22 protein-coding genes are annotated in these 25,819 nt (G+C 62.7%); 7 read left to right on the forward strand and 15 right to left on the reverse strand.

Annotated elements, in window-relative coordinates; all coding sequences use genetic code 11:
- The first annotated feature begins 8 nt into the window (after positions 1 to 8).
- Positions 9 to 893, forward strand: coding sequence for a MurR/RpiR family transcriptional regulator (locus tag HPQ62_RS13485; protein WP_174803092.1), 885 nt, complete (start codon positions 9 to 11; stop codon positions 891 to 893).
- Between the two features lie 110 nt (positions 894 to 1,003).
- On the opposite strand, the gene HPQ62_RS13490 is transcribed toward HPQ62_RS13485, so the two are convergent.
- Positions 1,004 to 2,029 carry an HAD family hydrolase gene (locus HPQ62_RS13490; protein WP_174803093.1) on the reverse strand — a complete coding sequence of 342 codons (1,026 nt, stop codon included), beginning with the start codon at positions 2,027 to 2,029 and terminating at the stop codon, positions 1,004 to 1,006.
- A gap of 148 nt (positions 2,030 to 2,177) precedes the next feature.
- Entirely contained in the window at positions 2,178 to 3,956 is a 1,779-nt protein-coding gene (locus HPQ62_RS13495) for an arylsulfatase (protein ID WP_280516280.1), read from the reverse strand.
- Between the two features lie 315 nt (positions 3,957 to 4,271).
- Here HPQ62_RS13495 and HPQ62_RS13500 point away from each other — a divergent pair, with 315 nt between their 5' ends.
- Entirely contained in the window at positions 4,272 to 5,306 is a 1,035-nt protein-coding gene (locus HPQ62_RS13500) for an AraC family transcriptional regulator ligand-binding domain-containing protein (RefSeq protein WP_174803094.1), read from the forward strand.
- Positions 5,307 to 5,311: 5 nt separating this feature from the next.
- On the opposite strand, the gene HPQ62_RS13505 is transcribed toward HPQ62_RS13500, so the two are convergent.
- Positions 5,312 to 5,914 carry an exopolysaccharide biosynthesis protein gene (locus HPQ62_RS13505; RefSeq protein ID WP_342343714.1) on the reverse strand — a complete coding sequence of 201 codons (603 nt, stop codon included), beginning with the start codon at positions 5,912 to 5,914 and terminating at the stop codon, positions 5,312 to 5,314.
- Positions 5,915 to 6,053: 139 nt separating this feature from the next.
- Here HPQ62_RS13505 and HPQ62_RS13510 point away from each other — a divergent pair, with 139 nt between their 5' ends.
- Both HPQ62_RS13510 and HPQ62_RS13515 read left to right on the forward strand, forming a co-directional pair.
- Positions 6,054 to 6,308, forward strand: a complete 255-nt coding sequence (locus HPQ62_RS13510) for a hypothetical protein (RefSeq protein WP_174803096.1) — start codon at positions 6,054 to 6,056, stop codon at positions 6,306 to 6,308.
- A gap of 63 nt (positions 6,309 to 6,371) precedes the next feature.
- Positions 6,372 to 6,638, forward strand: coding sequence for a DUF7218 family protein (locus HPQ62_RS13515; RefSeq protein WP_174803097.1), 267 nt, complete (start codon positions 6,372 to 6,374; stop codon positions 6,636 to 6,638).
- A 15-nt stretch (positions 6,639 to 6,653) separates the two neighbouring features.
- Here HPQ62_RS13515 and HPQ62_RS13520 read toward each other — a convergent pair whose 3' ends face one another.
- Positions 6,654 to 7,121: a MarR family winged helix-turn-helix transcriptional regulator gene (locus tag HPQ62_RS13520; RefSeq protein ID WP_174803098.1), complete on the reverse strand. Its 468-nt coding sequence runs from the start codon at positions 7,119 to 7,121 to the stop codon at positions 6,654 to 6,656.
- Positions 7,122 to 7,307: 186 nt separating this feature from the next.
- On the opposite strand from HPQ62_RS13520, the gene HPQ62_RS13525 reads away from it, so the two are divergent.
- Genes HPQ62_RS13525 through HPQ62_RS13535 form a run of 3 tightly spaced genes read left to right on the forward strand, consistent with a single transcriptional unit; the run spans position 7,308 to position 12,099 of the window.
- The gene (locus HPQ62_RS13525) at positions 7,308 to 9,083 is read left to right on the forward strand and encodes an N-acetylglutaminylglutamine amidotransferase (protein WP_174803099.1); all 1,776 of its coding nucleotides are present in this window, start codon (positions 7,308 to 7,310) and stop codon (positions 9,081 to 9,083) included.
- Positions 9,084 to 9,093: 10 nt separating this feature from the next.
- Positions 9,094 to 10,902 (forward strand): N-acetylglutaminylglutamine synthetase, encoded by a 1,809-nt coding sequence (ngg, locus tag HPQ62_RS13530; RefSeq protein WP_174803100.1) that lies wholly within the window; start codon positions 9,094 to 9,096, stop codon positions 10,900 to 10,902.
- Positions 10,903 to 10,905: 3 nt separating this feature from the next.
- Complete coding sequence (locus HPQ62_RS13535) at positions 10,906 to 12,099, forward strand: osmoprotectant NAGGN system M42 family peptidase (RefSeq protein WP_174803101.1); 1,194 nt, start codon at positions 10,906 to 10,908, stop codon at positions 12,097 to 12,099.
- A gap of 41 nt (positions 12,100 to 12,140) precedes the next feature.
- Here HPQ62_RS13535 and HPQ62_RS13540 read toward each other — a convergent pair whose 3' ends face one another.
- The 11 genes from HPQ62_RS13540 to HPQ62_RS13590 all read right to left on the reverse strand — a co-directional run bounded on the left by HPQ62_RS13540 (position 12,141) and on the right by HPQ62_RS13590 (position 25,789).
- Entirely contained in the window at positions 12,141 to 13,073 is a 933-nt protein-coding gene (locus HPQ62_RS13540) for an acetamidase/formamidase family protein (protein ID WP_174803102.1), read from the reverse strand.
- A gap of 358 nt (positions 13,074 to 13,431) precedes the next feature.
- On the reverse strand, positions 13,432 to 14,211 hold the full coding sequence (locus tag HPQ62_RS13545; protein WP_174803103.1) for a FadR/GntR family transcriptional regulator: 780 nt from the start codon (positions 14,209 to 14,211) through the stop codon (positions 13,432 to 13,434).
- On the reverse strand, positions 14,208 to 15,197 hold the full coding sequence (locus HPQ62_RS13550) for an ABC transporter ATP-binding protein (RefSeq protein ID WP_174803104.1): 990 nt from the start codon (positions 15,195 to 15,197) through the stop codon (positions 14,208 to 14,210). Before HPQ62_RS13550 ends, HPQ62_RS13545 begins: the two co-directional genes overlap by 4 nt.
- Entirely contained in the window at positions 15,190 to 17,124 is a 1,935-nt protein-coding gene (locus tag HPQ62_RS13555; protein WP_174803105.1) for a dipeptide/oligopeptide/nickel ABC transporter permease/ATP-binding protein, read from the reverse strand. The genes HPQ62_RS13550 and HPQ62_RS13555 overlap by 8 nt, the downstream gene beginning before the upstream one ends.
- A complete protein-coding gene (locus HPQ62_RS13560) occupies positions 17,124 to 18,068 on the reverse strand; it encodes an ABC transporter permease (RefSeq protein WP_174803106.1) in 945 nt (314 codons plus the stop codon). Before HPQ62_RS13560 ends, HPQ62_RS13555 begins: the two co-directional genes overlap by 1 nt.
- 501 nt (positions 18,069 to 18,569) lie before the next feature.
- Entirely contained in the window at positions 18,570 to 20,129 is a 1,560-nt protein-coding gene (locus tag HPQ62_RS13565) for an ABC transporter substrate-binding protein (RefSeq protein WP_174803107.1), read from the reverse strand.
- Positions 20,130 to 20,380: 251 nt separating this feature from the next.
- Complete coding sequence (gene phnN, locus HPQ62_RS13570) at positions 20,381 to 20,962, reverse strand: phosphonate metabolism protein/1,5-bisphosphokinase (PRPP-forming) PhnN (RefSeq protein ID WP_174803108.1); 582 nt, start codon at positions 20,960 to 20,962, stop codon at positions 20,381 to 20,383.
- 3 nt (positions 20,963 to 20,965) lie between these two features.
- Positions 20,966 to 22,105: an alpha-D-ribose 1-methylphosphonate 5-triphosphate diphosphatase gene (locus HPQ62_RS13575; protein ID WP_174803109.1), complete on the reverse strand. Its 1,140-nt coding sequence runs from the start codon at positions 22,103 to 22,105 to the stop codon at positions 20,966 to 20,968.
- Entirely contained in the window at positions 22,105 to 22,812 is a 708-nt protein-coding gene (locus tag HPQ62_RS13580; protein WP_174803110.1) for a DUF1045 domain-containing protein, read from the reverse strand. The genes HPQ62_RS13575 and HPQ62_RS13580 overlap by 1 nt, the downstream gene beginning before the upstream one ends.
- Positions 22,813 to 23,049: 237 nt before the next feature.
- Positions 23,050 to 24,432 carry a S41 family peptidase gene (locus HPQ62_RS13585; RefSeq protein ID WP_174803111.1) on the reverse strand — a complete coding sequence of 461 codons (1,383 nt, stop codon included), beginning with the start codon at positions 24,430 to 24,432 and terminating at the stop codon, positions 23,050 to 23,052.
- Positions 24,422 to 25,789: a murein hydrolase activator EnvC family protein gene (locus HPQ62_RS13590; protein WP_174803112.1), complete on the reverse strand. Its 1,368-nt coding sequence runs from the start codon at positions 25,787 to 25,789 to the stop codon at positions 24,422 to 24,424. The genes HPQ62_RS13585 and HPQ62_RS13590 overlap by 11 nt, the downstream gene beginning before the upstream one ends.
- Positions 25,790 to 25,819 lie beyond the last annotated feature (30 nt).

A 25,819-nucleotide genomic window follows, 5' to 3' on the forward strand; every position in this document is an offset into this window, starting at 1 on the left:
GACGGCATATGGACAGGACAGACGACATCCCGCAGCATCTGAGCGAGCTCGTGGCGCTCAACGCCGAACGGCTGACGGAGGCCGATAGCCGCCTTCTCGATGTGCTGCTGCAGAACCCGTTTCGGGCGGCTCTCGAAAACGGCCGCGAGATCTCGAGCCGGGCGGGGCTTCACCCCTCCTCCGCCGTCAGGCTGGCACGAAGGCTCGGTTTCGATGGCTATCCCGAATTCCGCACCTTCCTGCAGAACAGCCTGGTGGAAGAGGGCGAGGATTTCGACAATGGCGCCGCCCGCGTCGCCGCCCGGCTGCTGCGCGCCGACGAAGGAGCGCTGGTCTCCTCCGTGATCGACAGCGAGATCGCCGCGCTCGAAAACGCCCGCAAGGCCGTCCATGACGGCCAGATCCGGACGTTTTCAGAGACGCTGCGCGACTGCCGGCGGATTTACGTGGTCGGGCTCGGCCATTTCGGCGCGCTCGCCCACCTCGTCAACCTCCGCCTCAACCGCTCCGGCTATGCCGCATGCGACCTGACCGCGACGCCGAACCTGATGCGCGAAACGCTGATGGCGATGACAGCGCAGGACGTGCTGTGGCTCTTCGCCTTCCGCAGCCCGCCGCCGCTGATGCACGACATCCGCTCGGTCGCGGCAAGCCGCGGGGCGACCACGCTTGCGATCACCGATGTCGCAGGCGGCCGTTTCACGCCCGCGCCCGACCATCACATCACCGTCTCTCGCGGCACACTCGGCCAGTCGCAGTCGCTGGTGGTGCCGATGACGATTGCCAACACCATCATCCTCGACCTTGCCGCCATCGACAACGGCCGCTCGCTGAAGGCGATCGAGGATTTCGACCGCTTCCGCGAGGAAGGCCCGTCTTTCAGCTGGGGCTGACGAACCGGGATACGGAAAACGGCGCGGGCGGATGAACCGCACGCGCCGTCTGATAAAAGGTCCGCCGAGCTGGGCATGGACAAGGCGGACAAAGGTTTACGCCGGAGAGCCTATTTCTGCTCGGGCGGAAAGATCTCGGACCAGTCATCCTTCATGCTGATGATATGCCAGCCGCTTTTTTCGGCTTCGTCCATCGTGGCCTGGGAGAAGGTGCCGAAGGGCGAGCCGGGCAGGCCTGCGGCAGGGCCATAGGCATATTCGCGGGTGGCGTCGTCATGATGAACGAACATCATCAGCGGCGCGCCCTTTCCGGCTGCGGTCCATTCCAGCATCTGCTTGTCGCCGTCGGAATTGCCGAAGGCTGCAACGGGACGCTTGCCGATCACGGCATTGATGGCGACCGGCTTGCCGGCCTTGTCATCGTCAAATCCCAGGGCCGCCTCGCGGGTTAGCTGCGGAACGCCGTTGACGATTTCATATTTGGTCTTCACGGCCGATCCGATGACCTGTTCGGAAGGAATGCCATAGACCTCTTCCGTGACGACGCGCATGAATTCAACGCCGCCGCCGGAGACGATATAGGTCTTGAAACCGTTGTCGCGCATATAGTCGAGCACTTCGAGCATGGGCTGATAGGCGAGTTCGGTATAGGGCCGCTTGAAGCGCGGGTGTTCGGCGGTCTTGAACCACTCCGCAACGATGGCCTCGAAATCGGCCGTGCTCATGCCGGTATGGGTTGCGGCGATCAGTTGAAGGACACCCTTTTCGCCGGTCTTGGCAAGGCCCTGCATGTCGCCCGCAAGCGCGGACTGGAACGGCTCGGTGGTGCTCCATTCCGGATGCTCCGGCGCAAGCGCCTTGACCCGGTCGAGCGCGAAGGCGAGCTGGGTGTACATCGGATGCTCGGTCCAGAGCGTTCCGTCATTGTCGAACACGACGATGCGGTCGGCCGGCTCGATGTAGTCGCTGTTTGTCTTGTCGGTGGAAGACGTCACGAAATCGAGGATGGCCTGCTTGTTTTCGCCGGCATTCCAAGAGGGAAGCGGATCGGCCTGGTCTGCCGAGGCGGAAACGAACAGCGCCAGGGCAAAGGCGGGCGCCATCAGCGCTGCGCGGATGGGGGATGCAATGCTCATATTTACTCCTCCGATTGCTGTCGCAGAACGGACAATGACGGGAGGCCGAGAGGCCCCCCGTCCTTGCCGGCGCCATGCCGCGGGGTGCGCGCTGCAGCATGGCGACAACCGGGTGGCCCGTTTGGGCCGGCCCGTATCTTGACCGCGACTAGTCGCGCGAGGTGCTCGAGGACTTCACCTGATCCATGACCTGGTCGAGGTTGTAGCTCGCCGGGTGCTGGAGCGGCGGAAACTCCTTGTAGGTTTCCAGTTCCTTGAGCCACAGGGCCTGGCCGATCGGCAGCATGTTCCAGTCATAGGTATAGGCTGTCACCGGGCCGCCGAGCGCGCCACCGACACCCTGAAGGGTCTTGGTGAACGAACCGATCGACTGTTCGAAGGGGTCACGCTTGATGTTGACGACCTGAGTCCAGCTGAACTGTTCGACGCCGTTGAAGGTCTTCGTCGGGTCCTGGTCGACCATGGCGAAATACATCTTCCAGTTCTTGTAGCGCACGGCCGAAGGCGTGGAGCCGGAATAGTAGAAGAAGGTATCGCGCTTGGAGCCCTGGCCCTGCAGCGAACCGACCTGGTTCACGCCGTCGAGCGTGGTCTTGACGATGCCCGGATATTCGCCGGCCTCGATCTTCTGCTTCAGCTCGTCGCCCTTCGGGCCGCCTGCCAGTTCAACCAGCGTCGGCATCCAGTCGAGAGCGGAAAAGATGTCGCTGTTGACCGTACCGGCTTCGATGTGGCCAGGCCAGCGAATGACGAGCGGTACGCGCATGCCGCCTTCCCAGGTGGAGAGCTTGCCGGCTGCGAACGGGGTCACGCCGCCATCGGGGAAGGTGATGGTTTCAGCGCCGTTGTCGGTGGTGAAAACGACGATGGTATTATCCAGCTCACCCATTTCCTCAAGCTTGTCGAGGACGAGACCGATATTGTCGTCAACCTGCTTCATCGCAGCTTCGTTGACGCCCCAGTCCTTGCCGCCCTGCGTGCCGAGCATGGCCTTGTACTTGTCGGACAGGACAGTGGTCACATGCATGCGTGCAGGATTGTACCAGACGAAGAAGGGCTTGCCGGTCTTGTCCGGGTCCTTGCGATCCAGGAAGTCGACGACCTTGGCCGAGATTTCCTCGTCAATGGTCGCCGAGCGGTCGAGCGTGATCGGACCTTCATCCGTGCAGCTCTGGTTTTCCTGCGAGCCATCGGAGGACGTGCAAGCGATCACCGGACGCGGCGGGGTCATGCACAGACCCTGGGACGGATCGATCGCGCCGTCGGGATCGGAAAGGCCGGGCACCGGCGTATTGGTGCAGGGCGGCACGATCGACTGAACGGTCGGGCTGGAGTTGATATCGGGGAAGCTTGCAGCCTGCATGGCGTCGAGGTGGTAGAGATAGCCCCAGAATTCCTCGAAGCCATGGGCGGTCGGCAGCGATTCAGCGGTATCGCCCAGGTGGTTCTTGCCGAATTCGCCGGTGGAATAGCCGAGGTCGCGCATGAATACGGCAAGCGAGGGCGTGCCCTTGCGCAGCCAGGATTCGGAGCCCGGAATTTCGGGCAGCAGCATGCCGACGCGGACGGGGTTCATGCCGGTGAAGAAGGCGGTACGGCCAGCCGTGCAGCTCTGCTCGGCATAGTAGTCGGTGAACATCATGCCTTCTTCGCCGATGCGGTCGATGTTCGGCGTTTCGCCGACCATCAGGCCACGGTGATAGATCGACGGCTGCATGTAACCGACGTCATCTGCCATGATGAAAAGGATGTTGGGCTGGCTTCCGGCCGGCTTGGCCGTGTCGGCGGTTGCAGCCGGCGCGCTGCTCTGGGCCGGCGCTGCGTCTTGAGCTAGCGCTGTCACGCTCGTCAGCGCCGACGCGCAAAGCGCTGTCGCGAGGAAGGCGGACGCCGCCTTCGCGCCTGTGATCCGGGGTAGTTTCATCATGATATTCCCTCCTTCGCGCATGGCTGATGTTCCATGACGCTGGTCATATGTTGCCTTTGAGGTTTGGCAACGTTAAGCTGTATAAAAGGGATGTGAGATCCACACGGTGTGACCCCGGCGCGACAATCACGCCCACCATTTTGATGCAAATAAAGCTTCTTAAACAATCGCTTAGTTAGCCTGAGTTACATGTAGACCGAGTTTGTGGCCAGCTTGCTCCTATCCCCACTCTGATATGGGATAGGATGTAATTCACCTGGCAGCTTTTCATTTCGCGTCAATCGGGAGATTATCTTGTCAGGAAATCGGGGCTTGGTGGGGCTTTCCAGAGCGCGGGGCATGGGTCTCCTGCCCAATTTCCTCGAAACAGGCGGAGGAGAAAAAGGGCTGTTCAAGGCGTTCCGCGCTGCCGGTCTGCCGATACAGACCCTGGATAACCCGAACATGCCGATCCCGGTTGCGGTGATGGCAGAACTGTTTGCCCAGGCCGGCGCCATTCTGGACGACCGCACTCTCGGCTTCCGGGTCGGGCGGGACACCAATTACCAGGGCTGGGGCGGATGGGCGCAGTACGGCACCCAGGCGCCCACGCTCGGCACCGGCATCAATCGCCTCAATGCCACCAACTGGGCGCACATGTCAGCCTTCGAGATGACGCTTCAGCCGGTTGGTCGCGGTTTCGTCTGGCGGGTCGTCCCCCCGCTCAGGCAAGACCGCATCATGCACTACACCGATCACCTTCTTTTTCCGATGTTGAGCTATGCGCGGCTTTATCTCGGCCGGGCATGGGTTCCGGAGTGGATCGAGGTGAACTATCCGCGCGACCGCGAGGCCCAGGTGATAGAAACCCTGCTCCAGGCGCCGCTGCGCTGCGGAGGAAAAGGCGTTGCGCTGCCGTTTTCAGCCGAGCAGCTGGCGCGCAAACAGCCTGAAGGAAAACTCGCCGCGCTGCAGGCTTTGACATTGAAGGATATCGCCGCCGATGTGGTGCTGCCGGAGGCGCAGGAACCCGCACGCTCCTTCTCCGCCATCGTTGCGATGCGGCTTCTGGAAGGCAAGAGCGATATCGAAGGGGCTGCACAAACGGTCGGGTACGGCGTGAGGGGGTTGCAACGCCGTCTGTCGACCGCGGGCTACACCTACAAGGATATTCTGGAGGCTGCCCGCCGCACGCGCGCGCTCGAGCTTCTCGCCCAGACCAATGTCTCGGTCGCCGAGATCGCTTTTTCGCTGGGCTATGAAGAACACGCCAATTTCTCGCGCGCGTTCCAGCGCTGGATGGGCATTTCCCCGTCAGCCTATCGCGCGAAGTTCGGCATTGATCGGCCGCGCACCTCACTGGCGGGCTGAGCGCCTCAGAGCGCGGAAAGCACGCTGGTCATGCCCCAGATCACGACGCCGAGCGGCACGAGGGCAAGAAGCGCGAAGATCCCGTCCCGGGTCAGGATCGAGAATGCAATCAGCGTCACCGACACCCCGATCAGCGACGATGAAAACGGGATGAATTCCATCACCGGCATCAATGCGCCGAAGATGACGCAGGCAAGCGGGAGCAGCCACAGGAGCGGCGGCTTGAACAGGAATGTCAGGCGCTCACGGGCAGCCCTGTCGATAAAACGGGTCATGGGGAGCAGCTTCTGCATGGCGGCGTGGAACTTGTCAGATTGCATTTCTCGGTTGCGGATCCAGCCGGGAAGCCAGATCTGGCTATGACCGACAAGCTGCTGCGCCGCGATCAGCAGGATGATCAGACCGCACAGCGTGGAAAGGCCGGGCACGCCGCTCAAGGGCGTGATCAGAACGAGCGCCGGCAGGATCAGCAGCGGCACGAAGGAGGCATGTCCGAAGGAGGAGACCAGATGGTCCACGGATACATGGTCCTCTCCTGCTTCCCGCATGGTCTGCTCAACAATTTCCGTCAGCGAATGAAACTCGCGCGGTGGTTCGGCGACGGACACGAAATGCTCCTGCTGAGTGCAATGCAATTCCTTCAAAAACGCCTGGCGCACGGCTTGGTTCCGCTGCCGGCGATACCGCCATTGCTTTTGGCCCCGGGCTGTGTACCTCATGGCAACAGAAGAACAGAGCGAGGAAATCATGTCAGAGCAACGTCTGGAACGTCTGGAAGCCCAGATCGCCGCCCATCAGGAAGTGCTGATCGCGCTTGCCGCAGCACTCGCGGAAGGCAAGGATTATTCGGTATTCCGCCGCGCACTCGATGGACTGCTGACGGTGAAGGGCCAGGAGGAGGATCCTGGCTTCGAGCCAGACGAATCCTTCGCCTTCGCCTATCGGGTCGCAGACACCATCCGCGCCATCGTGGACGGGGCGGAAGCACGCGCTAACCGCTGACTGCCCGGAACCAAACGCGCGCTCCGGTCGTTGCATCAAAATGACCGATCGGAGAGAGCGCCCATGGCAGCCGCGAAAGACAATGCTTCCATCAAGGACGAGGATACCTACGAAGCCCTGAGGCGCAACGGCGCATCCAAGGAGAAGGCCGCGCGGATCGCGAACGCGAAGGCCAATCCCGGCATATCCCCCTCGAAAAAAGGCGGGAAAGCATCGCCTTACGAGGAGTGGACGCGCGACGAACTGTATGAGCGCGCGCGCGAGATCGGCATCGATGGCCGATCGTCCATGAAGAAATCCGAGCTGATCGCGGCCCTTCGCAACCACTGAGGGACCGCGCTTGGCTTATGTCTTTTCCACGTCGTGTCGATCCAGCAGATCGGCCACCATTGTGAACGCGGCGACGATGTCCTGCTGTTTGGTCTTGCTGAAGGACGCGAAATCCGAGGCGAAACCGTCGGCAAAAAACGCAGGCGAGGAAAGAAGCGCCTCACGCCCCGTTTCCGTCAGCTCGGCCTGGACTGTGCGGCGGTCGCTGGTGGAGCGGTTGCGCCGGATCAGGCCCTTGGCCTCAAGCTTGTCAAGAATGGTCACGGTGGTCGCGGCGCTGAGATCGGCCTGGCGCGAGATCGCCGCCGTCGTCAGCGCGCCCTGGTCGCTGACCGCCTTCAAAACCACGATCTGCGGTATGGTCAGCCCGGATTCCCGCCCTATCTGCTTGGAGCGGGTGTCGATTGCGTGGGCGATGCGCCGGATCGCCTTCATCACCGCTTCCGCATTCACTGCCGCCATGTCCGTCTCGATGTCCATCATGATGGCAATCAGTTACAGCAGAAATGATTTGAACTCAAATGATTTCTGCTGTAACTAAACACAACCCTTAAGCGCGGGCCCAGGCCCGTCGCCGACCAGAAACTGCGCCGCGCGATGATCGCGACGGCGCTTTCACCCATGGCCCGTTCAGGCGGGCCGAACGTTCAAGGAGCGACCGAGCCGACCATGTGTGGTATTGCCGGAGAGATCAGATTCGATGGAACACTTGCCGATTCCGAAGCCGTGGCCCGCATCACAGAGGCGCTCGCGCCGCGTGGGCCGGATGGCAGCGGCATATTTGCACAGGGGCGCTTCGCCTTCGGCCACCGCCGCCTGAAGATCATCGATCTTTCGGAAAAGGCCGCCCAGCCGATGACCGATCCGGAACTCGGCCTCACCATCGTCTTCAACGGTTGCATCTACAACTACCCGGAGCTGAAGCGCGAGCTGGAGGACAAGGGCTACAAGTTCTTCTCCACCGGCGATACCGAAGTCATCATGAAGGCCTATCATGCCTGGGGTCGCGACTGCGTGAAGCGGTTCCACGGCATGTTCGCCTTCGCCATCGTCGAGCGCGACAGCGGCAAGGCGATGATCGCGCGCGACCGGTTCGGCATCAAGCCGTTCTATTATGCGACCAGCGGCCGCAACATCCGCTTTGCCTCGACGCTGCCTGCGCTGTTGAAGGGCGGCGGCATCGACAAATCGGTCGATCCGGTGGCGCTCCACCATTACATGTCGTTTCACGCCGTCGTGCCGCCGCCGCATACCATCATCAAGGGCGTGCGCAAGCTGCCGCCGGCCACCACCCGCTGCTTCGAGCCCGATGGTTCGTTCGAGGATATCCGCTACTGGTCGCCGAAGCATGAGCGCGATACCGCGACGGCCAATCTCAGCCGCGAGGAATGGCGCGACCGGGTTCTCGATGCGCTGAGGACCGCCGTGCGCCGCCGCATGGTTTCCGACGTGCCAGTCGGCGTGCTGCTGTCAGGCGGCGTCGATTCCTCGATCATCACCGGACTTCTCGCCGAAGAAGGCCAGAAGGACCTGATGACGTTCTCGATCGGCTTCGAGGAAGCCAATGGCGAAAAGGGCGACGAGTTCACCTATTCCGACCTGATCGCCGAGCGCTTCGGCACCGATCACCACAAGATCTTCGTGCCGTCCTCCGAATTGATGAGCGCGCTGCCCGATACCATCAATGCGATGTCGGAACCGATGGTGTCCTATGACAATATCGGCTTCTTCCTGCTGTCGCGCGAGGTTTCCAAGCACATCAAGGTGGTCCAGTCCGGTCAGGGCGCGGACGAGATTTTCGCCGGCTATCACTGGTATCCGCCGCTCGAGAACTCGAATGATGTCGTCGGCGATTATGCCAAGGGCTTCTTCGACCGCGACCATGCCAAGATGGCCCGCCACCTTTCGCCGGAATGGCTGGCGCAAGAAGATGTCAGCCGCGCCTTTGTCGAAAGCCATCTGATGGCGGGGGGCGCCGAAGGCCCCGTTGACCGGGCGCTGCGTCTCGACAGCCAGGTGATGCTGGTCGACGACCCGGTCAAGCGCGTCGACAACATGACCATGGCCTGGGGCCTCGAGGCGCGCGTGCCGTTCCTCGATCATGAGCTTGCCGAGCTTGCGGCCACCATTCCGCCGGAGTTCAAGCTCAATGACGGCGGCAAGGGTGTGCTGAAGGATGCCGCGCGCCTGGTCGTGCCGCATGAGGTGATCGACCGCAAGAAGGGCTATTTCCCGGTGCCCCAGCTCAAATATATCTCCGGCGAATATCTCGACATGGTGCGCGACGTCCTGACGAGCCAGGTGTCGAGCGAACGCGGCCTGTTCAACAAGGCCTATCTCGACGACCTGTTCATCGATCCGATCGGCCACATCACGCCGCTGCGCGGTTCGGAACTGTGGCAGGTCGCGCTTCTGGAAATGTGGCTTCAGTCACACGACATCTGAGGGTAGGCCGATGAGTTCGGACAAAGGCTCCAAAGACGACCACCGCGGGCGCGATGCCTATTCGCATCGTCTGAAGCGGATGCGTTCGCAGGGCATGAAGCCGCCGATCAGCAATGATGGCGGCGGCATGACGGCGGATGCCTCGATCGATTGCGGTTGGGGGCGCGTGGTCTTCGGCCAGACGTTTTCCGATACCAAGCTTCTGATCGAGACCCTGCGCGCGGAAGTGCCGGACCACCGCGATATCGCGATCTATGTGCGTGATCCGCATGTGGTGCTCGCCAATGCGCCGCAGGAGGTCTTCCTCGACCCATCCCACACCTACCGGCTGGAGCTTTCCACCTACCGCCCGGCCTCAAAGCCACCGCAGGGCTTCTTCATCCGCCGGTTGACGTCGGAGATCGATGCACAGGCGATCAACAGGATCTATGCCTCGCGCGGCATGGTCGTGGTGCGGCCCGATTTCTTCTGGCGCCAGCGCGATGCCCGCTCGATCTCCTATTTCGTGGCGGAAGAAGAGCATAGCGGCGACATTCTCGGCACCGTAACCGGCATTGACCACACCCGTGTCTTCAACGATCCGGAAAGGGGCTCATCGCTCTGGTGCCTTGCAAGCGACCCACAGGCCCGACAGCGCGGCATCGGCGAAGCGCTGGTGCGCCGGCTTGCCGAGCATTTCATCGCGCGCGGCGCATCCTATCTCGACCTGTCGGTGCTGCACGACAACGACCCGGCGATCCGGCTATACGAAAAGCTCGGCTTTCGCCGCGTGCCCTACTTCACCGTCAAGCGGAAGAACCAGATCAACGAGAAGCTGTTCACCGGCCCGGAAGCCGAGGATTACGAGGCGCTCAACCCCTATGCACGGCTGATCGTGACCGAGGCGCGCCGCCGGGGCATTTCGGCGGAGATCACCGACGCCAAGGGCGGCTTCTTCCGCCTTTCCTATGGCGGCCGCTCGATCCACTGCCGCGAGAGCCTTTCCGAACTCACGACGTCGGTCGCCATGTCTATCTGTGACGACAAGTCCGTGACCAGACGGTTCGTCGAGGAAGCAGGCGTTAAGGTTCCGCGCCAGATGACCTCGGATGCCGGCGATGACGCCATTCGCGGGTTTCTGGAAGAGGCGGGCCACCTCGTGGTCAAGCCCGCGCGCGGCGAGCAGGGCCGTGGCATTTCCGTCGGCATCACCACATTCGAGGACCTTCAGGCCGCCGTGAAGGAAGCCAAGGACTATTGCGACACGGTGCTGATCGAGGAGATGGTCGATGGCGAGGATCTTCGCCTGATCGTCATCAATTACCGGCTCGTGGCGGCAGCCGTGCGCCGTCCCGCCCATATCGTGGGTGACGGCAAGTCGACGATCGAGCAGCTCATTGCCAACCAGAGCGAGCGGCGCAGGGCCGCCACGGGCGGCGAATCCTCGATACCGCTCGATGCCGAAACCGAACGCACCGTGCGCGATGCCGGCTACACCTTTGCCGATGTGCCCAAGGCCGGCACCGAGATCCGGGTGCGCCGCACCGCCAATCTCCACACCGGCGGCACCATTCACGACGTCACCGACATCGTGCACCCCAAGCTTGTCGATGCCGCGATCTCGGCCGCGCGGGCGATCAACATTCCCGTGGTGGGGATTGACCTGATGATCAAGTCCCCGCAAAACCCTGATTATGCCTTCATCGAGGCCAATGAGCGGCCCGGGCTGGCGAACCACGAACCGCAGCCGACGGCAGAACGGTTCATCGACCTGCTCTTCCCGCTCTCCATGCCGGCCGGCATGCGCCACTCCGCGCGTGAGGCCCACAAGAACGAGTGAGACATGAAACGACTGACGATAGACGCCGATTACCTCGCCGATATTCTCAAATCGCTGCTCGCGATCCCCTCGCCCACAGGCTACACCGACCCGATCGTGCGGTTCGTGACCGGCGAACTGGAAAAGCTGGGCCTTTCTGCGGAACTGACGAGGCGGGGCGCAATCCGCGCAGTCCGCCAGGGCATCGACAGCCGCGGCGCCCGCGCCGTCGTCTCCCATGTCGACACGCTCGGCGCCCAGGTAAAATATCTGAAGTCCAACGGCCGGCTCGAACTCGTCCCGATCGGAACGTGGTCGGCCCGCTTTGCCGAAGGTGCACGCGCAACGATCTTTACCGAGAAGGGTTCCTATCGCGGCACTATCCTGCCGCTGAAGGCCTCCGGGCACACCTTCAACACCGAGATCGACGAGCTGCCGGTCGGCTGGCAATATGTCGAGTTGCGCGTCGATGCGCTGACCCGCGACGAGCAGGATCTTGACCGGCTCGGCATCGAGATCGGCGATATCGTTGCCATCGACCCGCAGCCGGAATTCATGGAGAACGGCTTCATCGTCTCCCGCCATCTCGACAACAAGGCGGGTGTTGCCCTGATGCTGGCCGCCCTGAAGGCGATGCAGGAGGAGAAGGTGGAAACGCCCGTCGCAAGCCACTGGCTGTTCACCATCGCCGAGGAAGTCGGCGTCGGCGCCTCCTCGATCGTCTCGCCCGAGGTCGCCTCGCTGGTCTCGATCGACAATGGCACCACCGCGCCCGGCCAGAATTCCTCCGAATTCGGCGTCACCATTGCCATGGCCGACCAGACCGGGCCGTTTGACTGGCACCTGACCAAGAAGCTGGTGGATGTCTGCAAGGCCAATGACATCCGCTACCAGAAGGATGTGTTCCGCTATTACCGCTCGGATTCAGCAAGTGCGGTGGAGGCAGGCGCCGACGTGCGCACGGCACTCGTCGCCTTCGGCGTCGATGCCTCGCATGGCTATGAGCGCATCCACATGCATGCGCTGCGCTCGATTGCGGAAATGATCACCGCCTATCTGACCTCCGATGTCGAGATCAAGCGCGACTTCCAGCAGTCCGGCCCGATGGCAGGGTTCACACGCCAGCCGATCGGCAAGGCGAAGCAGGATCTTTCGGCCGACGTGGAAAGCGACAAGATCGACGATGCCGCCCATCCGCACCACGCGGGTCATGCCTGAGGTAACGATGGCGCGCGCCCCGCAGAACAGCGGCGGCGCGCCTAGCCGAAGACGATGCGCGGAAAATAGAACGACACCACCCAGTTCGGCGCATCCACGATTTCGCTGATCCTGAGATCGCCCGCAACCGAGCACAGCATGTAGGCGTCTTCGGGCGAAAGTCCGCGCGATGCCGAAAGGTGATCGATCATGCCGGAAACGGCGTCACGGGCGGCCGCCATCAGATCCGGGCCGACGCCGGTCGTCACCTCGTAGCCCCTTTCATCGAGATGGCGGGCGATCGGCCCCCTTGTCTCGAAACGCGGAAATTTTGGGGCCGCGCCCTTCACCACCTCGACCGTGATTTCGACATCCATCGCGCTTTCGATCGCCGTGCCGCAGACCTCGCCATCGCCCTGTGCGGCGTGGGTGTCACCCAGCGACAGCAGCGCGCCCTCGACGGCGACCGGCAGATAGAGCGTCGCACCTGCTGCAATGTCGCGAATGTCGAGATTGCCGCCGACATGGCGCGGCGGGATCACCGAATGATTGCCGGGTTCCGCCATCGCGACGCCGATCGTGCCGATGAAGGGGCGCAGCGGGACGCTGGCGATATCGTTGAAGACGGCAGGTGTTTTCGCCGTGGTGTCATAATCCCAGAGCTTCAGCTTCGGTTCTGCGAACTGATCCGCCAGCAGTCCGAAGCCGGGGATGACCGCGCTCCAGCCGAAGCCGGACGGCGAGAATTCGTGGATCGTCACCTTCAGCGCATCGCCGGGCTCGGCACCGTCCACATAGACCGGGCCGGTGAGCGGGTTGGCGTTGGCAGGTTCTGCGGTCAGGATATCGGCGGCGGTGCTTTCGTGGTGATAATGCCCATTCCCGGCGTCACGGCAGGAAAAGGCAATGGTTTCGCCCGACCTTGCAAAATGCACCGGCTTGATGGAGCGGTCCCAGCCAAGATGGCAATGGTCTGAATGAATTGTGCGGATCATCGAGCGTTCCCATCATGGGCAGAGTTGGTCGGGTGACGGAGTTTCAGACATGCTTCCCGCAGATCGAAAGCGAGCAAATGCCCTCGTAGCTCTCCCTTCGTGTCAGGCTCGGGCTTCACCCGAGCATCCAGGCCACACGGAGAACGCTGCCTGGACCCCCGGGTCAAGCTTGAGGGTGACGCGGAAAGGCGGAAGGCACGCCGCTCCCGACAGGCGAGAAGCCTCGCAAAGGTCTGGCCTTCACTTGGACGGGATAGGCGATCCATCAATTGCCGTGCCTTTCGTCATCGGTTGCGCGCGCCGAACGTTAAGCGCCATCCATCTCCATGTTCGGCGCTTCCTCACCATACAAGCGCCCTCAACGCTCCGTCTCCCGGTTCAGCCGCGCCCGCTCAAGCATATAAGCCTCGGCTTCGGCCATATGTTCCGCCATGATCTGGCGCGCCTTGTCCGGATTGCGGCTGCGGATCGCCTTGATCAGCTCGACCTGGTAGAAGATGCCGGTTTCCTTGAGGCCGGGATTGGGGGTCTGGTAGATCTTGCGGCATTCGGGAAGGTCACGCAGAAGGTTCAAAAGCAGGCCGCAGGTAAAACCCAGAACCGCGTTCGTCGCATGGCGCGAAAGCTCCGCGTGGAAATCAAGCTCGGCAAGGCGCTGGAGATATTCCTCTTCCACGGTGACCGGCTCGGCTTCATAAAGGCGGAGTTTCGCCTGCAGGTTTTCGATGGCTGCCTCCGGCAGCGCCAAGGCGGCCTCTGCCGCAAGCTCCGGCTCAAGCGATTTGCGCAGCGCATAGATATCGGAAAGCGAAGGCGGATTGCCGAGGAACAGGTTGGTGACCGTCTGGATCGCCTCACCCGGCGCCACTGCCCTTGCAAAGACACCGCCTCCGGGCCCGGTCTTGCTCGCGATCATGCCCTGGAATTCGAGGATCTTCAGCGCCTCTCGCACCGTGCCGCGCGAGGCGGAAAGCTGTTCCGGCGAAAGCCACTCGGACGGCACCCTGTCTCCCGGCTTCAGCCCGGCATCGACGATACGCTCGCGCAGCATGTCGGCGATGATATCCGGGCGCTTGCGCTTCTTTTCGGCAAAGGGCGGTGCAAATGCGTGACGGCTCTCGTCGCTTGGTTTCCTCATGGCGCTCTTTTGGTCATCGGATGAAAACAGGCAGCCCTGTGACCCGGTCCTGCTGCCGCTTCCTCTATCGGCGGAACGCTCTGCTGACAATGCTCCGTTCCGTTCGGACAGCGCGCGAAGAAGGCGCAGCCCTTCGGCGGATTGTAGGGGTCGGGCAGTTCGGCCTGCCGGTCGCCGCCGGACACCGCCTTGCGGCCGGGCGCGGGCGCAGAATTGAGCAGCAGATGGGTATAGGGATGCAGCGGCTCGGCAAACACCTGATCGCGGCTGCCAAGCTCCACGATCCGCCCGAAATACATCACCGCGACCCGGTCCGAGATTGATTCCACCACCGAGAGATCATGGCTGATGAACAGATAGGTGAGCCCGAAACGGGCCTTCAGATCATCGAGAATGTTGAGCACCTGCGCCTGCACCGAGACGTCGAGGGCAGAGACCGGCTCGTCGAGCACGATCACTTCCGGATCGGCGGCCAGCGCCCGGGCTATGCCGATCCGCTGGGCCTGTCCGCCGGAAAACTCATGCGGATAGCGCTCGAGAAATTCGGGCGCGAGATTGACCGCCTCCATCAGCTCTTCCAGCCGCTTCTCGCGGTCGGCCTTGTTCATCTTCAGGAGATGGATGAGCGGGGCTTCCAGAATGGTGCGGATCTTCTTGCGCGGGTTGAGCGAGGAGACCGGGTCCTGGAACACATACTGCACCTGACGGGCAAGCGCCCGCGGGTTTTTTCGGGCCTCGTGGGCGAGATCGCGGCCCTCGAGGGTGATCTTGCCGCCGGTCGGCAAATCGAGGCCCGAGAGCAGGCGCGCGAGCGTCGACTTGCCGCAGCCGCTCTCGCCGACAATGCCGAGCGTTTCGCCCTTGCGCACATTGATGGTGACATCCTGGACGGCGTGGACGGCGGGCAGCCTCTTGCCGAACAACGTCTTGCCGCCGCCGAAAATACGCTCGGCGCGGTCGATTGCGATCAGCGTTTCCTCAGGCATCGGCAGTCTCCCGGTTGAGCGGATGGATGCAGCGCGCGCCGCGCTCATCGCCGAAGGACAGCATCGGAATGTCGCCCTTGCGGCAATCGGCCTGCACGTAAGGACAGCGGTCGGCAAAGGCGCAGCCATCCGGCAGGTCGTTGACCACCGGCGGACGGCCCTTGATGGCGTCGAGCCTGCGGTCGGGTTCGCCCAGAACCGGCACGCAATCGATCAGCTTGGCGGTGTAGGGATGGGCAGGATTGGCGAGGATCTCCTCGGTCGTGCCGGTCTCCACGATCCGCCCCGCATACATCACCGCCACCCGGTCGCAGATTGCCGAGACCACGCCGAAATCATGGGTGATGAACAGGATCGCGGTGTTGCGCTCCTTGCGCAACCCGTTCATCAGCTCAAGGATCTGCGCCTGCACGGTGACGTCGAGCGCGGTCGTCGGCTCGTCGGCGATGATCAGCTTCGCGTCATTGGCAAGCGCTATGGCAATCGAGATGCGCTGGCGCATGCCGCCGGAAAGCTCGTGCGGAAATGCCTTCAGCCGCTCGGCCGGGTTGGGGATCCGCACCGATTCCAGAAGCTGCGTAGCCTCGTCGCGGGCCTCTGATTTCGACAGCGGCTGATGCGCCTGGATCGCCTCGATCAGCTGATCGCCGACGGAATAAAGCGGATGCAGCGTCGACAGCGGATCCTGGAAGACATGGCTGACCGCCCCGCCGCGCAACTGGCGGATGCGTTCGTCGCTTGCGGCAAACAGGTCCTCGCCGTCAAACCACGCTGCGCCGCCCGCGATACGTCCGGGCGGCGTCGGCACCAGCCCCATCAGCGACATCGCCGTCACGGATTTTCCGGAGCCCGATTCGCCGACAAGCCCGAGACATTCGCCATCTCTCAGATGCAGATCAACGCCGCCGACGGCCTTGTAGATGCTGCCGCCGACATGAAACTCGGTGCGCATGTCCTGCACATCGAGCACCGCGCCAGCGCGCGGCTTTTCGGCGGGTGCCTTCTCGCGCTTGACCGCCGTGCGGGCGCCGGGGCGCGCCAGCGCGCCGGATTTCAGGCGCGGATCGAGTACATCGCGAATGCCGTCGCCGAGGAGGTTGATGCTCATCACCAGCGCGAAGATCATCAGGCCCGGCACCATCGAGACATGGGCATCGGTGAACAGCACCTTGCGCCCATCGCCCAGCATGGAGCCGAGATCGGCCTGCGGCGGCTGCGCGCCGAGGCCCAGGAAGGAAAGGCCGGCCGTCTCCAGGATCATCCAGCCGATCGTGGTCGACATGGTGATGATGATCACCGGCAGGACATTGGGCAGAACTTCGCCGAACAGGATGGCAGCATGCGATTTACCGGAAAGCCGCGCCGCATCCACGAACTCCCGCCGCGACAGGCCAAGCGTCATGCCGCGAATGTTGCGGGCAAAGAACGGAATGTTGACGACGGCGATCGCATAGAGCGCGTTCAGGAGGCCGGGGCCCAAGACGGCAACGATCGCGAGCGCCAGCAGGATATAGGGAAAGGCCATGACCATATCGATGCCGCGCATCAGGATATTGTCGGTCTTGCCGCCCGCATAGCCGGCCACGAGGCCGATCAGCGAGCCGAAGAAGGCTGCAATCAGCGTCGCCGAGACGCCGACGGCAAGGCTGACGCGTGTGCCCCAGACGAGCCGCGACAACAGATCGCGGCCAAGCGCATCCGTTCCAAGCAGATGGCCTTCGGAAAGCGGCGGCAGCAGGCGGACAGAGGGATCAGTCACGTTCGGCGGCTGCAGCGGCAGGATCGGCGCTGCAATCGCCACCAGGACGATCAGCGTCAGCACGATCAGTCCGGTGGTGGCAAGCGTGTTGTTCAGCAGCAGCTTCAACGTGCTCGGACGGCTGCTCTTCTTCTTTCTGACGGGGGTGGACATCGTGGCATCGGTCATCAGCGCAACCTCGGATCAAGCATGGTCTGGACGACGTCGGCGGCAAGGTTGAACAGCACATAGGCTGCCGCCACGATCAGCACGCCCCCCTGAACGGTGAGCAGGTCGCGGGTGGAGATCGCGGTCACCAGCATCGAGCCGATGCCCGGCCACTGGAACACGGTCTCGATATAGACCGCGCCGCCGAGCACGAAACCGGCCTGGATGCCGAGCACCGGAATGACGGAGACCAGCGCCGCCTTGAAAGCGTGGCGCATGATCACCCGGCGCTCCGTGAGCCCCTTGGCGCGGGCGGTGCGGATATAGTCCTGGCGCAACACTTCCAGCATGGATGTGCGGGTAAGCCGCGCCACCACGCCCGTTGCCACGACCGCGAGGGTAAAGGCCGGCAGGATCAGGTGTTTGAGAAGATCGAGTGGACCACCGCCGCCATAGATCGCGTACATGCCGCTTGCCGGCAGCCATTGCAGCTTGACGGCAAACAGCAGGATCAGCAGCAGGCCGAGCCAGAAGGACGGCACCGAAATGCCGATCAGCACGAACAGCGTCACCAGCTTGTCGGTCACGCCATACTGGCGCACCGCCGAGACGATGCCGGCCAGCAGCCCGAGGATGGAACAGAGCACCAGCGAGGTTCCGGCCAGGATCAGCGTATTGCCGAAACGCTCGGTGATGATGTCGATCACCGGACGGTTCTGGGTATAGGACCGGCCGAAATCACCGTGGAGAATATTGCCGAGCCAGATGAAGTATTGCTGCACCAGCGGCTTGTCGAGCCCGAGCGCCCGGTTGATACGATCGACATTTTCCGGCGTCGCATAGGAGCCGAGAATGGCGGTTGCCGGATCGCCCGGGATCATCGCCATGATCGCGAACACGATGATGGTGAGGCCGAACAGCACCGGTATGACCGTCAGGAGCCGCTTCAGGATGTATTGTGCCATGGCATGTTCTCCATATGGGTGGCCATGAAACGAAGGACCAAGGGCCGATGGCGTCTGCCGCAAAGCCCCCGAATCGTCTCGCCCCGGAGGGGAGAGATGTCGCGAAAGCGACAGTGAGGGGAGAGTGTCTCCCCACGAACGGCCTCACGATCCGATCCGATACGCTGCATCACCCTCACTGCCCCTTTCGGGGCATCTCTCCCGCAAGCGGGAGAGAATATGGGGAGCAAGCAGCGCAGCCCTGCGACGAGGCCTGCCCCGCTCTCTGTCGTCACCCTCGGGCTTGTCCCGAGGGTCTAAGCACGTACCAGTACGATTGGCGTTTCGGGTCAGAAAAGGTCAGAAGGAACTGCCTTGCTGACTGACCATGGACTCCGCTCGCATGGAGAGGGGATTAGATCCTCGGGACAGGCCCGAGGATGACGCCCGTCAAGAGGACAGGTTAGCGCCCGAACACTGGACAGGTTTGTCGCCAATCCGGGCGCTTGGGCAGCCGCCCGATCAGTTCGGCTTCGCCACCTTCTGCAGCTGCAGGAAGAAGGACGGCTGGAGCTTGAAGTTTTCGACGCTCGCCTTGGTGACGGCGTTCTGCTTCCAGTTGGCGACGAACACCCACGGAGCGTCTTCCTGCACGATCGCCTGCATCTTCTTGTAGAGTTCAGCGCGCTCGGCCTGATCGGTGGAGGTCCGGGCCTGTTCGAGAAGCGTGTCGACATCCGGGTTGGAATAGTAGCCGGAGTTGAAGCCGCCCTTGTCGGGGAAGGCCTCGGAGCGCAGCGCCAGATAGGGCAGCGTGTCCGGGTCGTTGGTCATCCAGGCCATTTCGGCCATGTCGGCCTTGCCTTCGAGACCGGGGTTCACCTTGCCGAGGAAGGTGTTCCACTCATAGGTCTCGATCTTGACCGGAACGCCAACGGCCTGGAGGTCGGCCTGGATCTGGGTGGCCATCGCCTGCGGCTCCAGCATGCCCGAACCGCCTTCAGTGACGTAGAAGGTCAGCTCGGAACCGTCATAGCCGGCTTCTTCCAGGAGCGCCTTCGCCTTTTCCGGGTCGTAGGGGTAAGGCGACAGGCTGTCGTCATACGCCCAGGCGAACGCCGGCGGCGTCGGGCCTGCGGCAACATCGGCCGTGCCCTGCAGGATGTCGTTGACGATCGCTTCCTTGTTGATCGCGTAATTGACCGCCTGACGGATCTTCTTGTCGGCGAAGACGCCATCCTTGGTGTTCAGGATCAGGAACCAGACATGCGGTCCGGCCTGCTCGTAGACCTGGTAATTGTCATTGCCGGAAAACTGCTGCAGCGCATCCGGCGGCACCTCGACCATCACATCAAGACCACCCGAGAGCATTTCGGCAACACGGGTATTAGCATCGGTGATCGGGCGGAACACGACAGCCTCAAGCGGCGGCGCGCCGTCCCAGTAATCGGCGTTCTTCGACACCACGACCTTGGCGTTCGGATCCCACTCCTCGAACTTGAAGGCGCCGGTACCGGACGGGTGGCGGCCGAAATCCTTGCCATATTCCTTCACCGCTTCCGGCGATACGATCAAACCTGTCGGATAGGCGAGGTTCGAAAGAAACGGAGCATAGGGCTCGGTCAGCGCGAACTTCACCGTCATGTCATCAACCACCTCGACCGTGTCGATCGAGGAGAAGAAGAAGGCCAGCGGGAACGGTCCGGTGTCGTAATATTCGCTGTCTTCGTTCAGCATGCGGTCGAAGTTGAACTTCACCGCCTCGGCGTTGAAATCCGAACCGTCGTGGAATTTTACGCCCTCGCGCAGCTTGAACGTATAGGTCTTGCCGTCCTCGGAGATGTCCCAGCTTTCCGCAAGCGCCGGCTCGACTTCGAGCGTGCCGTCCTTGTAGCGCACCAGGCCGTCATACATGTTGACGAGGATGCGGAAGTCGTTGACGGCGGTGTCGGTTGCGGGATCGAGCGATTTCGGTTCGGCGATCTGACCGACAATCAGCACGTTGGGTGGCGTCTGTGCCATCGCCGGTGCGCCGAATGCGAGCGACGCGGCAGCCAGCGAGGCTGCGAGGATGCGTTTCATCTGGCGGTTCTCCTTCGTTGGTGGTTACCTTAATTAATTATGAAGAATCTGTAATTGACAAGTATTTATTATGATAAATTTTTACGCGCATCACCTTGCCCTCCCCGATTGCCGAGAGCTGTCAAGCACTTAACGATGAGCGAAAATGGGCAGAAACGGCCCGATAAAGGCGTCGATCAACGCCGTCCAGCAGGCGATCGTCGCTGAATGCGAGGCAGGAGAAAACAGCTGGCTGGAAGCCGGTAGCGCCCTCAGGCCGTGCCGCGTTTTCCGTCAGGCTGCCGGTCGAGGAAGCCTTGAATGAGTGCCACCAGCGCTTCTCCGGCAACCTCGAGCGCATCCGAATTGTCGATCGTCACCGCATCGAAATCGTCGTGGACGGCAAGCGTGGAGCGGGCGAGACGGGCGGTGATCTCGTCGCCGCTTTCGCGTCCCCGCGCATTGAGCCGCGCGGCGAGGATCTCCGGCCTGGCGGTGACATTGACGATGGTGAGGTCGGCAAAGGCTGCACGGAATGCGCCGAGCGCCTTGCGCGATCCGTTGCAGAGCGCCACGCCACCCTTCTCGACAAAACTACGGTGCTCGACGGGGATGCCATAATGAAGCCCATGAGCGCACCAGGAGACCGCAAAGCCGCCTGCGGCCTTCTCGGCGGCAAAGGCTTCGGGCGTCATTGTATCATGAACTTCGGTTGCGCCATCGCTATGGCGCGTGATCACCCTACGCACCACCGCAAAACGCGGGTGACCGGAAAGCCGCGCGGCCACGTGGTTGATCAGGCTGTCCTTGCCCGCACCGCTGGGGCCGACGATGACGATCACCCTCCCCCGCATCGCTCACGCCACCCGTTTTCCGGACCGCCAGACGGACCGGACCACAGGCGCACCGGATGGGCGGAAGACCCGCACGAAATCGGCGCGCAGACCTTGCGCGATCCGCCCACGGTCATCAAGGCCAACCGCCCTGGCCGATGTCGCCGTCACCATGCGGATTGCACGCGGCAGCGTTACCGTCTCGATCGTATCGGCAAGGAGAAACGGCGCATAAAGCAGGCTCGATGGCACATAGTCGGAGGACAGAAGATCAAGCACATCGGCGCTCGCAAGGTCGCGTGCGGCGATATTGCCGGAATGCGACTTGCCGCGCACCACGTTCGGCGCGCCCATAAGCACCGAAAGTCCAGCCTTGTGCGAGGCCTTCGCGGCCTCGAAACTCGTGGGGAATTCGGCAACGGCAACGCCGTGGCCGATCGCCTCCTCCACATGCGCGACCGTAGCGTCGTCGTGGCTTGCAACGGCGATGCCGCGTGCGGCGCAATGGTCGGAGATCATCTGGCGGTGGCGCGCGGAATAGCGTTCGGACTGGGCTACCCTCTCAGCGACGAAGGCCTTGAACGCCTCGTCATTCATGCCGCGTTTCGGCTTGTAGAACAGCTCGTACTGCTCGAGATCGGTAAACTGACGCTGACCGGGCGCATGGTCCATCAATGACGCCATCTTGACATGCGGATCGTTCTCGAAGCCTGCAAAATGCTCCATCACATTGGCGGCGGAGACCTCACACCGCAAATGCAGGAAATGCTGCGCCTTCAGCCGCGTTTCCCGCTCGGCCTGCTCGATCGCATCGGCCATGTCGCGCATCTCGCCGAGATCGAAGCCGTCGGTCTCGTCCGAGCCCATGCGCAGGCAATCGAACACCGTGGTAATGCCGGAGGAAATGATCTGGGCATCATGCGCCTGCACTGCGGCAATCTTGTCCCAGCGCACGCCGGGGCGCGGCGCATAATGGCCTTCCAGATGGTCGGTGTGGAGCTCGATCAGGCCGGGGAGGACGTAATCGCCTTCCATATCCTCGCCGTGCTCGCTCTTTCCGGTGTCGATGTCGACGATCACGCCGTCGCGCGCGACCACCGTGCCCATCAGGATTTCGTCCTCAAGCACGATGCGCGCATTGGTCAGAATGGTTTCCTTGCTCATCACGCAGTTTCCTCCGCATTGCCACCGGTCAGCTCCTGCCAGCGGCGAATGACAAACGGTGCACCGCGCCGTTCCTCGATGAACAGACCAAGCCCGGAAATGTCGAGCGGCTTGCCGATGAAGGGCGCGAAATAGGTCTTGATTGCGGTCTCGACGGCATGCGTGTCCGTGCCGGTGACAGGCCCGGTAAGCGTCATGTGGAAGCGGAAATCGTCGAAGACGTAGGGATAGCCCCATTGCTCCAGATTGTGACGTTCGTTCTCGGTGAGCGTCTCGGGCTTTCGGCGGGCGATGTCCTCGACCGACAGGGGCGCCCGCATCGGCTCGAAATACCGCACGACGCTTTCGGCAAGGTCCTGCAGCGGATCGCTTGGTTGTGAGGGAACAAGCGCGTAAAACTTGCCGAGCCTGGCAAGGGTGATTTCGGGCAGGCGCACGGCATGCTGCCTGCGGCAGAACACATCGAACGCCGCCTCAAGCGCTGCGGGCGTGGTGTTGCCGGCAAGTGTGAACGGCGCCTTCAGCGTGGCATGGAAGCCGTAGCGGGCGGCGGCGGCCGTCACCGTGCTCATCCGTCCTGCCGGCAGCGCGACATCGTCCGGAAACGGCCTTTCCTCGCCGGAAAAAACGTCATAGCCGAGCCAGCGGCTCGCGGCGATCGTCAGCGGATGGTCGATGGCGGGGGTGAAATAGATGGCGTAGCGCAAATCGTTTTCCTTGCCCGTGAAGGAGGGAGGATGGGGAAAGTGAAGGGATTCGTCTGCCTTGGCAAGGCATCAACGTGGTCAATGCAGCGGCCATGAGATTGGTTCCCTCGCCCTGAGCCCGTCCGGAACCGCCGCCGCGCCTGCAGCCAGCGCGGAACGGCCGGAGGCGCCCCCGGCCGGCCTGCCGGAAAAGAAGAAGGCCGGGGCGAGCCCGGCCTTTGATCTAGCGAGAATGCCTCAGTGGGCCTCTTCCATTTCCTGTTCCGGCTCTGCCGGCGCCTTGGCGGCCTGCAGTTCCTTTACGGCTTTTTCCGGATCGGCGGGGAAGGCATCGTTCTGGATCGTGCCTTCAAGCAGGTCGATTGCATATTTGAGCTGCACATCGTCCTTTGTTTCCCGCGGAACATAGGCAACGGAGCCGGAGCCCTCATCGGTTTCCTTGTCGCCCTGGATATGGCCGCGCAGGGCGGATTCGCCTTCCGGACGGATCAAGCCTTCAAGGTCTTCTGGCAGAACCTGCTCAACGATGATGTCCGGGCTGATGCCGGTGCCCTGGATGGAGGTGCCCGACGGCGTGTAATAGAGCGCCGTCGTCAGCCGCAGCGAGCCTTCGGCGCCGAGCGGAACGATCGTCTGGACCGAGCCCTTGCCGAATGTGCGGGTGCCGACCAGCGTCGCCCGCTTCAGATCCTGCAGCGCGCCTGCAACAATTTCGGATGCCGAGGCCGAGCCGCCATTGACGAGCACGATCAGAGGCTTGCCATCGGTCACATCGCCCGGTCCCGCATCGAAACGGCGGGTCTCGCTGGCATTGCGGCCGCGGGTGGAAACCACCTCGCCTTCGTCGAGGAAGGTATCGGCAACGGCAACGGCTTGGTTGAGGAAGCCGCCGGGGTTCAGGCGCAGGTCGAGGATATAGCCCTTGAGCTTGTCCTCCGGGACCTCCTTCTTGATCTCGGCGATCGCCTCGAGCAGGCTGTCGTCGAGCTTCTCGTTCATGAAGGTGGTCAGGCGGATATAGCCGATATCGTCGTTTTCGACGCGCCACTTCACCGACTGCACCGGAATGACACCGCGCACGATCGTCATTTCAATGGGCTTGGCCACGCCTTCGCGCAGGATGGTGATGTCGATGGGCTCGCCCACCTCGCCGCGCATGCGGTCGACGGCATCATTGAGCGACATGCCATGCACGCTTTCGCCGTCGATCTCGACAATCTTGTCGCCGGCAAGCACGCCGGCATTGGAAGCGGGCGTGTCATCGATCGGGGCCACCACCTTGACGACTTCGTCCTCCATGGTGACTTCGATGCCAAGGCCGCCGAATTCGCCCTTCGACTGGTCGCGCATGTCTTCCGATTCCTCGGCCGTCATGTAGCTCGAATGCGGATCAAGGCCGCCCAGCATGCCGTTGATGGCATCCTGGATCATCTTTTCCTCATCGGGCGGCGAGACATACTGACTGCGGACCCGCTCGAAGACATCGCCGAACAGCGACATCTCGCGATAGGTCGAATCATCGCTGGCCGCGCGCGCCGGTATATCGGCTGAAACCAGAATGCCGGTCGCCGAGGCGCCGATCACGGCGCCAGCCAGCAGAAGCGTTGCCCTACGTATCATTGCGTGCCTTTCCATCAGTATTGTCCACCCACCAGGGTTGAGAATCGACCGGCTTCCCATCGTGTCGCAACTCAATGTAGAGCGTCGGCCTGTCCGTTTCCAGCGCCATTGTAGCAGCGCTTGCGATCCGTGTGGTGCCCATTTCGGCGAGCGGCTCGCCGGAGAAGACGAAATCGCCCTGGTGCACCTTCAGATCATCCAGTCCCGTCATGACGACATGGTAGCCGTCGCCGACATTGAGGATGACCATCTCTCCGTAACTTCTGAACCGCCCCGCGTAAACCACCGTCGCATCGGCCGGTGCGCTCACCAGCGCGCCGGGCCGGGCTGCGATCGTGATGCCGCTTGCCGTGTGACCGGTGCCATCGGGGTCGCCGTAACGGCGCAGGATATCGCCCGAGACAGGCAGGACCAGGCGGCCCTTGAGATCGGAAAATGGATATGCGGGCGCAATGCGGTTTTTATCGGGCGTCGATGACAGCGCACGCTGACGCGCCTCCGCCTGCTGCGCCTCGCTCATCTGGCGGCGCTTTTCCTCTTCCTGACGGGCAAGGAGGGCGGCATTGCGCGCCGATGTGATTTCGGTTTCGAGGCTTGCGATCAACCCGTTGAGGTCGGTCGCGCGCGCGGCAAGCAGCTCGGCCTGGCGGCGCTCCGCCTCCAGCGCCTCGGCGCTTGCAGCACCCGCCTTCTCGTTTTCGGCAATCAGCAGATCCATCCGCCGGCTTTCCTCGGCAAGGCTGTCGAGATCGCCCGCAAGCCCGTCGCGCGCCTCGATCTGTGCAGCCTTGACGTCCCGCAGTTCGGTCAGATCGGCAAGCACGCTCTCCATGCGGCCGCGCATCTCCGGCACGACCCCGTTCAGCAGGATGGCGCTCCTGACGGAATCGAGCGCATCGCCGGGCGCAACCAGCAGCGCGGGCGGCGGATCGCGGCCCATGCGCTGCAGCGCCGCCAGCACATCCGCCAGCACATCGCGCTCCGCATTCAAGGATGCCTTCAACGCATCTTCATTCGCGCGCAGCGCGGCAAGGCGGGTCTCGGCGGAAACGATCTGGTCTTCCAGCTGGCGTCTGCGGTCGGCAGAAGCGACAAGCGCCTGCTTGAGGCCTGCCGTGTCACCCGAGAGCTTGTCGATCTCGCCCTGAAGCGCCGTGATCTTGTCCTTCGACAGCGTGATCGCGGTTTCGATCTGGTCAAGCTCGATCTTCTTGTCGGAACGCTCATTGCTCAGCTGATCCACGAGTTCCGTGGAATCCGCACTTGCCTCCTCGGCCGCGGCGGGCAGCGCAATCGCCCCGGCCGCAAGGCCGAGGGCAAGCACAATCCGCAATGATCTGGCCGTGGTCGCAGACATGGACATTCCGTGCGAGGAAAACCGGATTTA

It is taken from the genome of Martelella limonii, from assembly GCF_013344475.1.
In the GTDB taxonomy this organism is placed as follows: domain Bacteria; phylum Pseudomonadota; class Alphaproteobacteria; order Rhizobiales; family Rhizobiaceae; genus Martelella; species Martelella limonii.

What these genes read in the sequence shown, in the direction of transcription:
- HPQ62_RS13540 (WP_174803102.1), bottom strand. Translation starts at nt 13,073, where the DNA reads ATGATCCGCACAATTCATTCAGACCATTGCCATCTTGGCTGGGACCGC.
- HPQ62_RS13545 (WP_174803103.1), bottom strand. Translation starts at nt 14,211, where the DNA reads ATGAGGAAACCAAGCGACGAGAGCCGTCACGCATTTGCACCGCCCTTT.
- HPQ62_RS13535 (WP_174803101.1), top strand. Translation starts at nt 10,906, where the DNA reads ATGAAACGACTGACGATAGACGCCGATTACCTCGCCGATATTCTCAAA.
- HPQ62_RS13560 (WP_174803106.1), bottom strand. Translation starts at nt 18,068, where the DNA reads ATGGCACAATACATCCTGAAGCGGCTCCTGACGGTCATACCGGTGCTG.
- HPQ62_RS13510 (WP_174803096.1), top strand. Translation starts at nt 6,054, where the DNA reads ATGTCAGAGCAACGTCTGGAACGTCTGGAAGCCCAGATCGCCGCCCAT.
- phnN (WP_174803108.1), bottom strand. Translation starts at nt 20,962, where the DNA reads ATGCGGGGGAGGGTGATCGTCATCGTCGGCCCCAGCGGTGCGGGCAAG.
- HPQ62_RS13555 (WP_174803105.1), bottom strand. Translation starts at nt 17,124, where the DNA reads ATGACCGATGCCACGATGTCCACCCCCGTCAGAAAGAAGAAGAGCAGC.
- HPQ62_RS13550 (WP_174803104.1), bottom strand. Translation starts at nt 15,197, where the DNA reads ATGCCTGAGGAAACGCTGATCGCAATCGACCGCGCCGAGCGTATTTTC.
- HPQ62_RS13525 (WP_174803099.1), top strand. Translation starts at nt 7,308, where the DNA reads ATGTGTGGTATTGCCGGAGAGATCAGATTCGATGGAACACTTGCCGAT.
- HPQ62_RS13520 (WP_174803098.1), bottom strand. Translation starts at nt 7,121, where the DNA reads ATGATGGACATCGAGACGGACATGGCGGCAGTGAATGCGGAAGCGGTG.
- HPQ62_RS13515 (WP_174803097.1), top strand. Translation starts at nt 6,372, where the DNA reads ATGGCAGCCGCGAAAGACAATGCTTCCATCAAGGACGAGGATACCTAC.
- HPQ62_RS13485 (WP_174803092.1), top strand. Translation starts at nt 9, where the DNA reads ATGGACAGGACAGACGACATCCCGCAGCATCTGAGCGAGCTCGTGGCG.
- HPQ62_RS13590 (WP_174803112.1), bottom strand. Translation starts at nt 25,789, where the DNA reads ATGTCTGCGACCACGGCCAGATCATTGCGGATTGTGCTTGCCCTCGGC.
- HPQ62_RS13565 (WP_174803107.1), bottom strand. Translation starts at nt 20,129, where the DNA reads ATGAAACGCATCCTCGCAGCCTCGCTGGCTGCCGCGTCGCTCGCATTC.
- ngg (WP_174803100.1), top strand. Translation starts at nt 9,094, where the DNA reads ATGAGTTCGGACAAAGGCTCCAAAGACGACCACCGCGGGCGCGATGCC.
- HPQ62_RS13495 (WP_280516280.1), bottom strand. Translation starts at nt 3,956, where the DNA reads ATGATGAAACTACCCCGGATCACAGGCGCGAAGGCGGCGTCCGCCTTC.
- HPQ62_RS13490 (WP_174803093.1), bottom strand. Translation starts at nt 2,029, where the DNA reads ATGAGCATTGCATCCCCCATCCGCGCAGCGCTGATGGCGCCCGCCTTT.
- HPQ62_RS13575 (WP_174803109.1), bottom strand. Translation starts at nt 22,105, where the DNA reads ATGAGCAAGGAAACCATTCTGACCAATGCGCGCATCGTGCTTGAGGAC.
- HPQ62_RS13585 (WP_174803111.1), bottom strand. Translation starts at nt 24,432, where the DNA reads ATGATACGTAGGGCAACGCTTCTGCTGGCTGGCGCCGTGATCGGCGCC.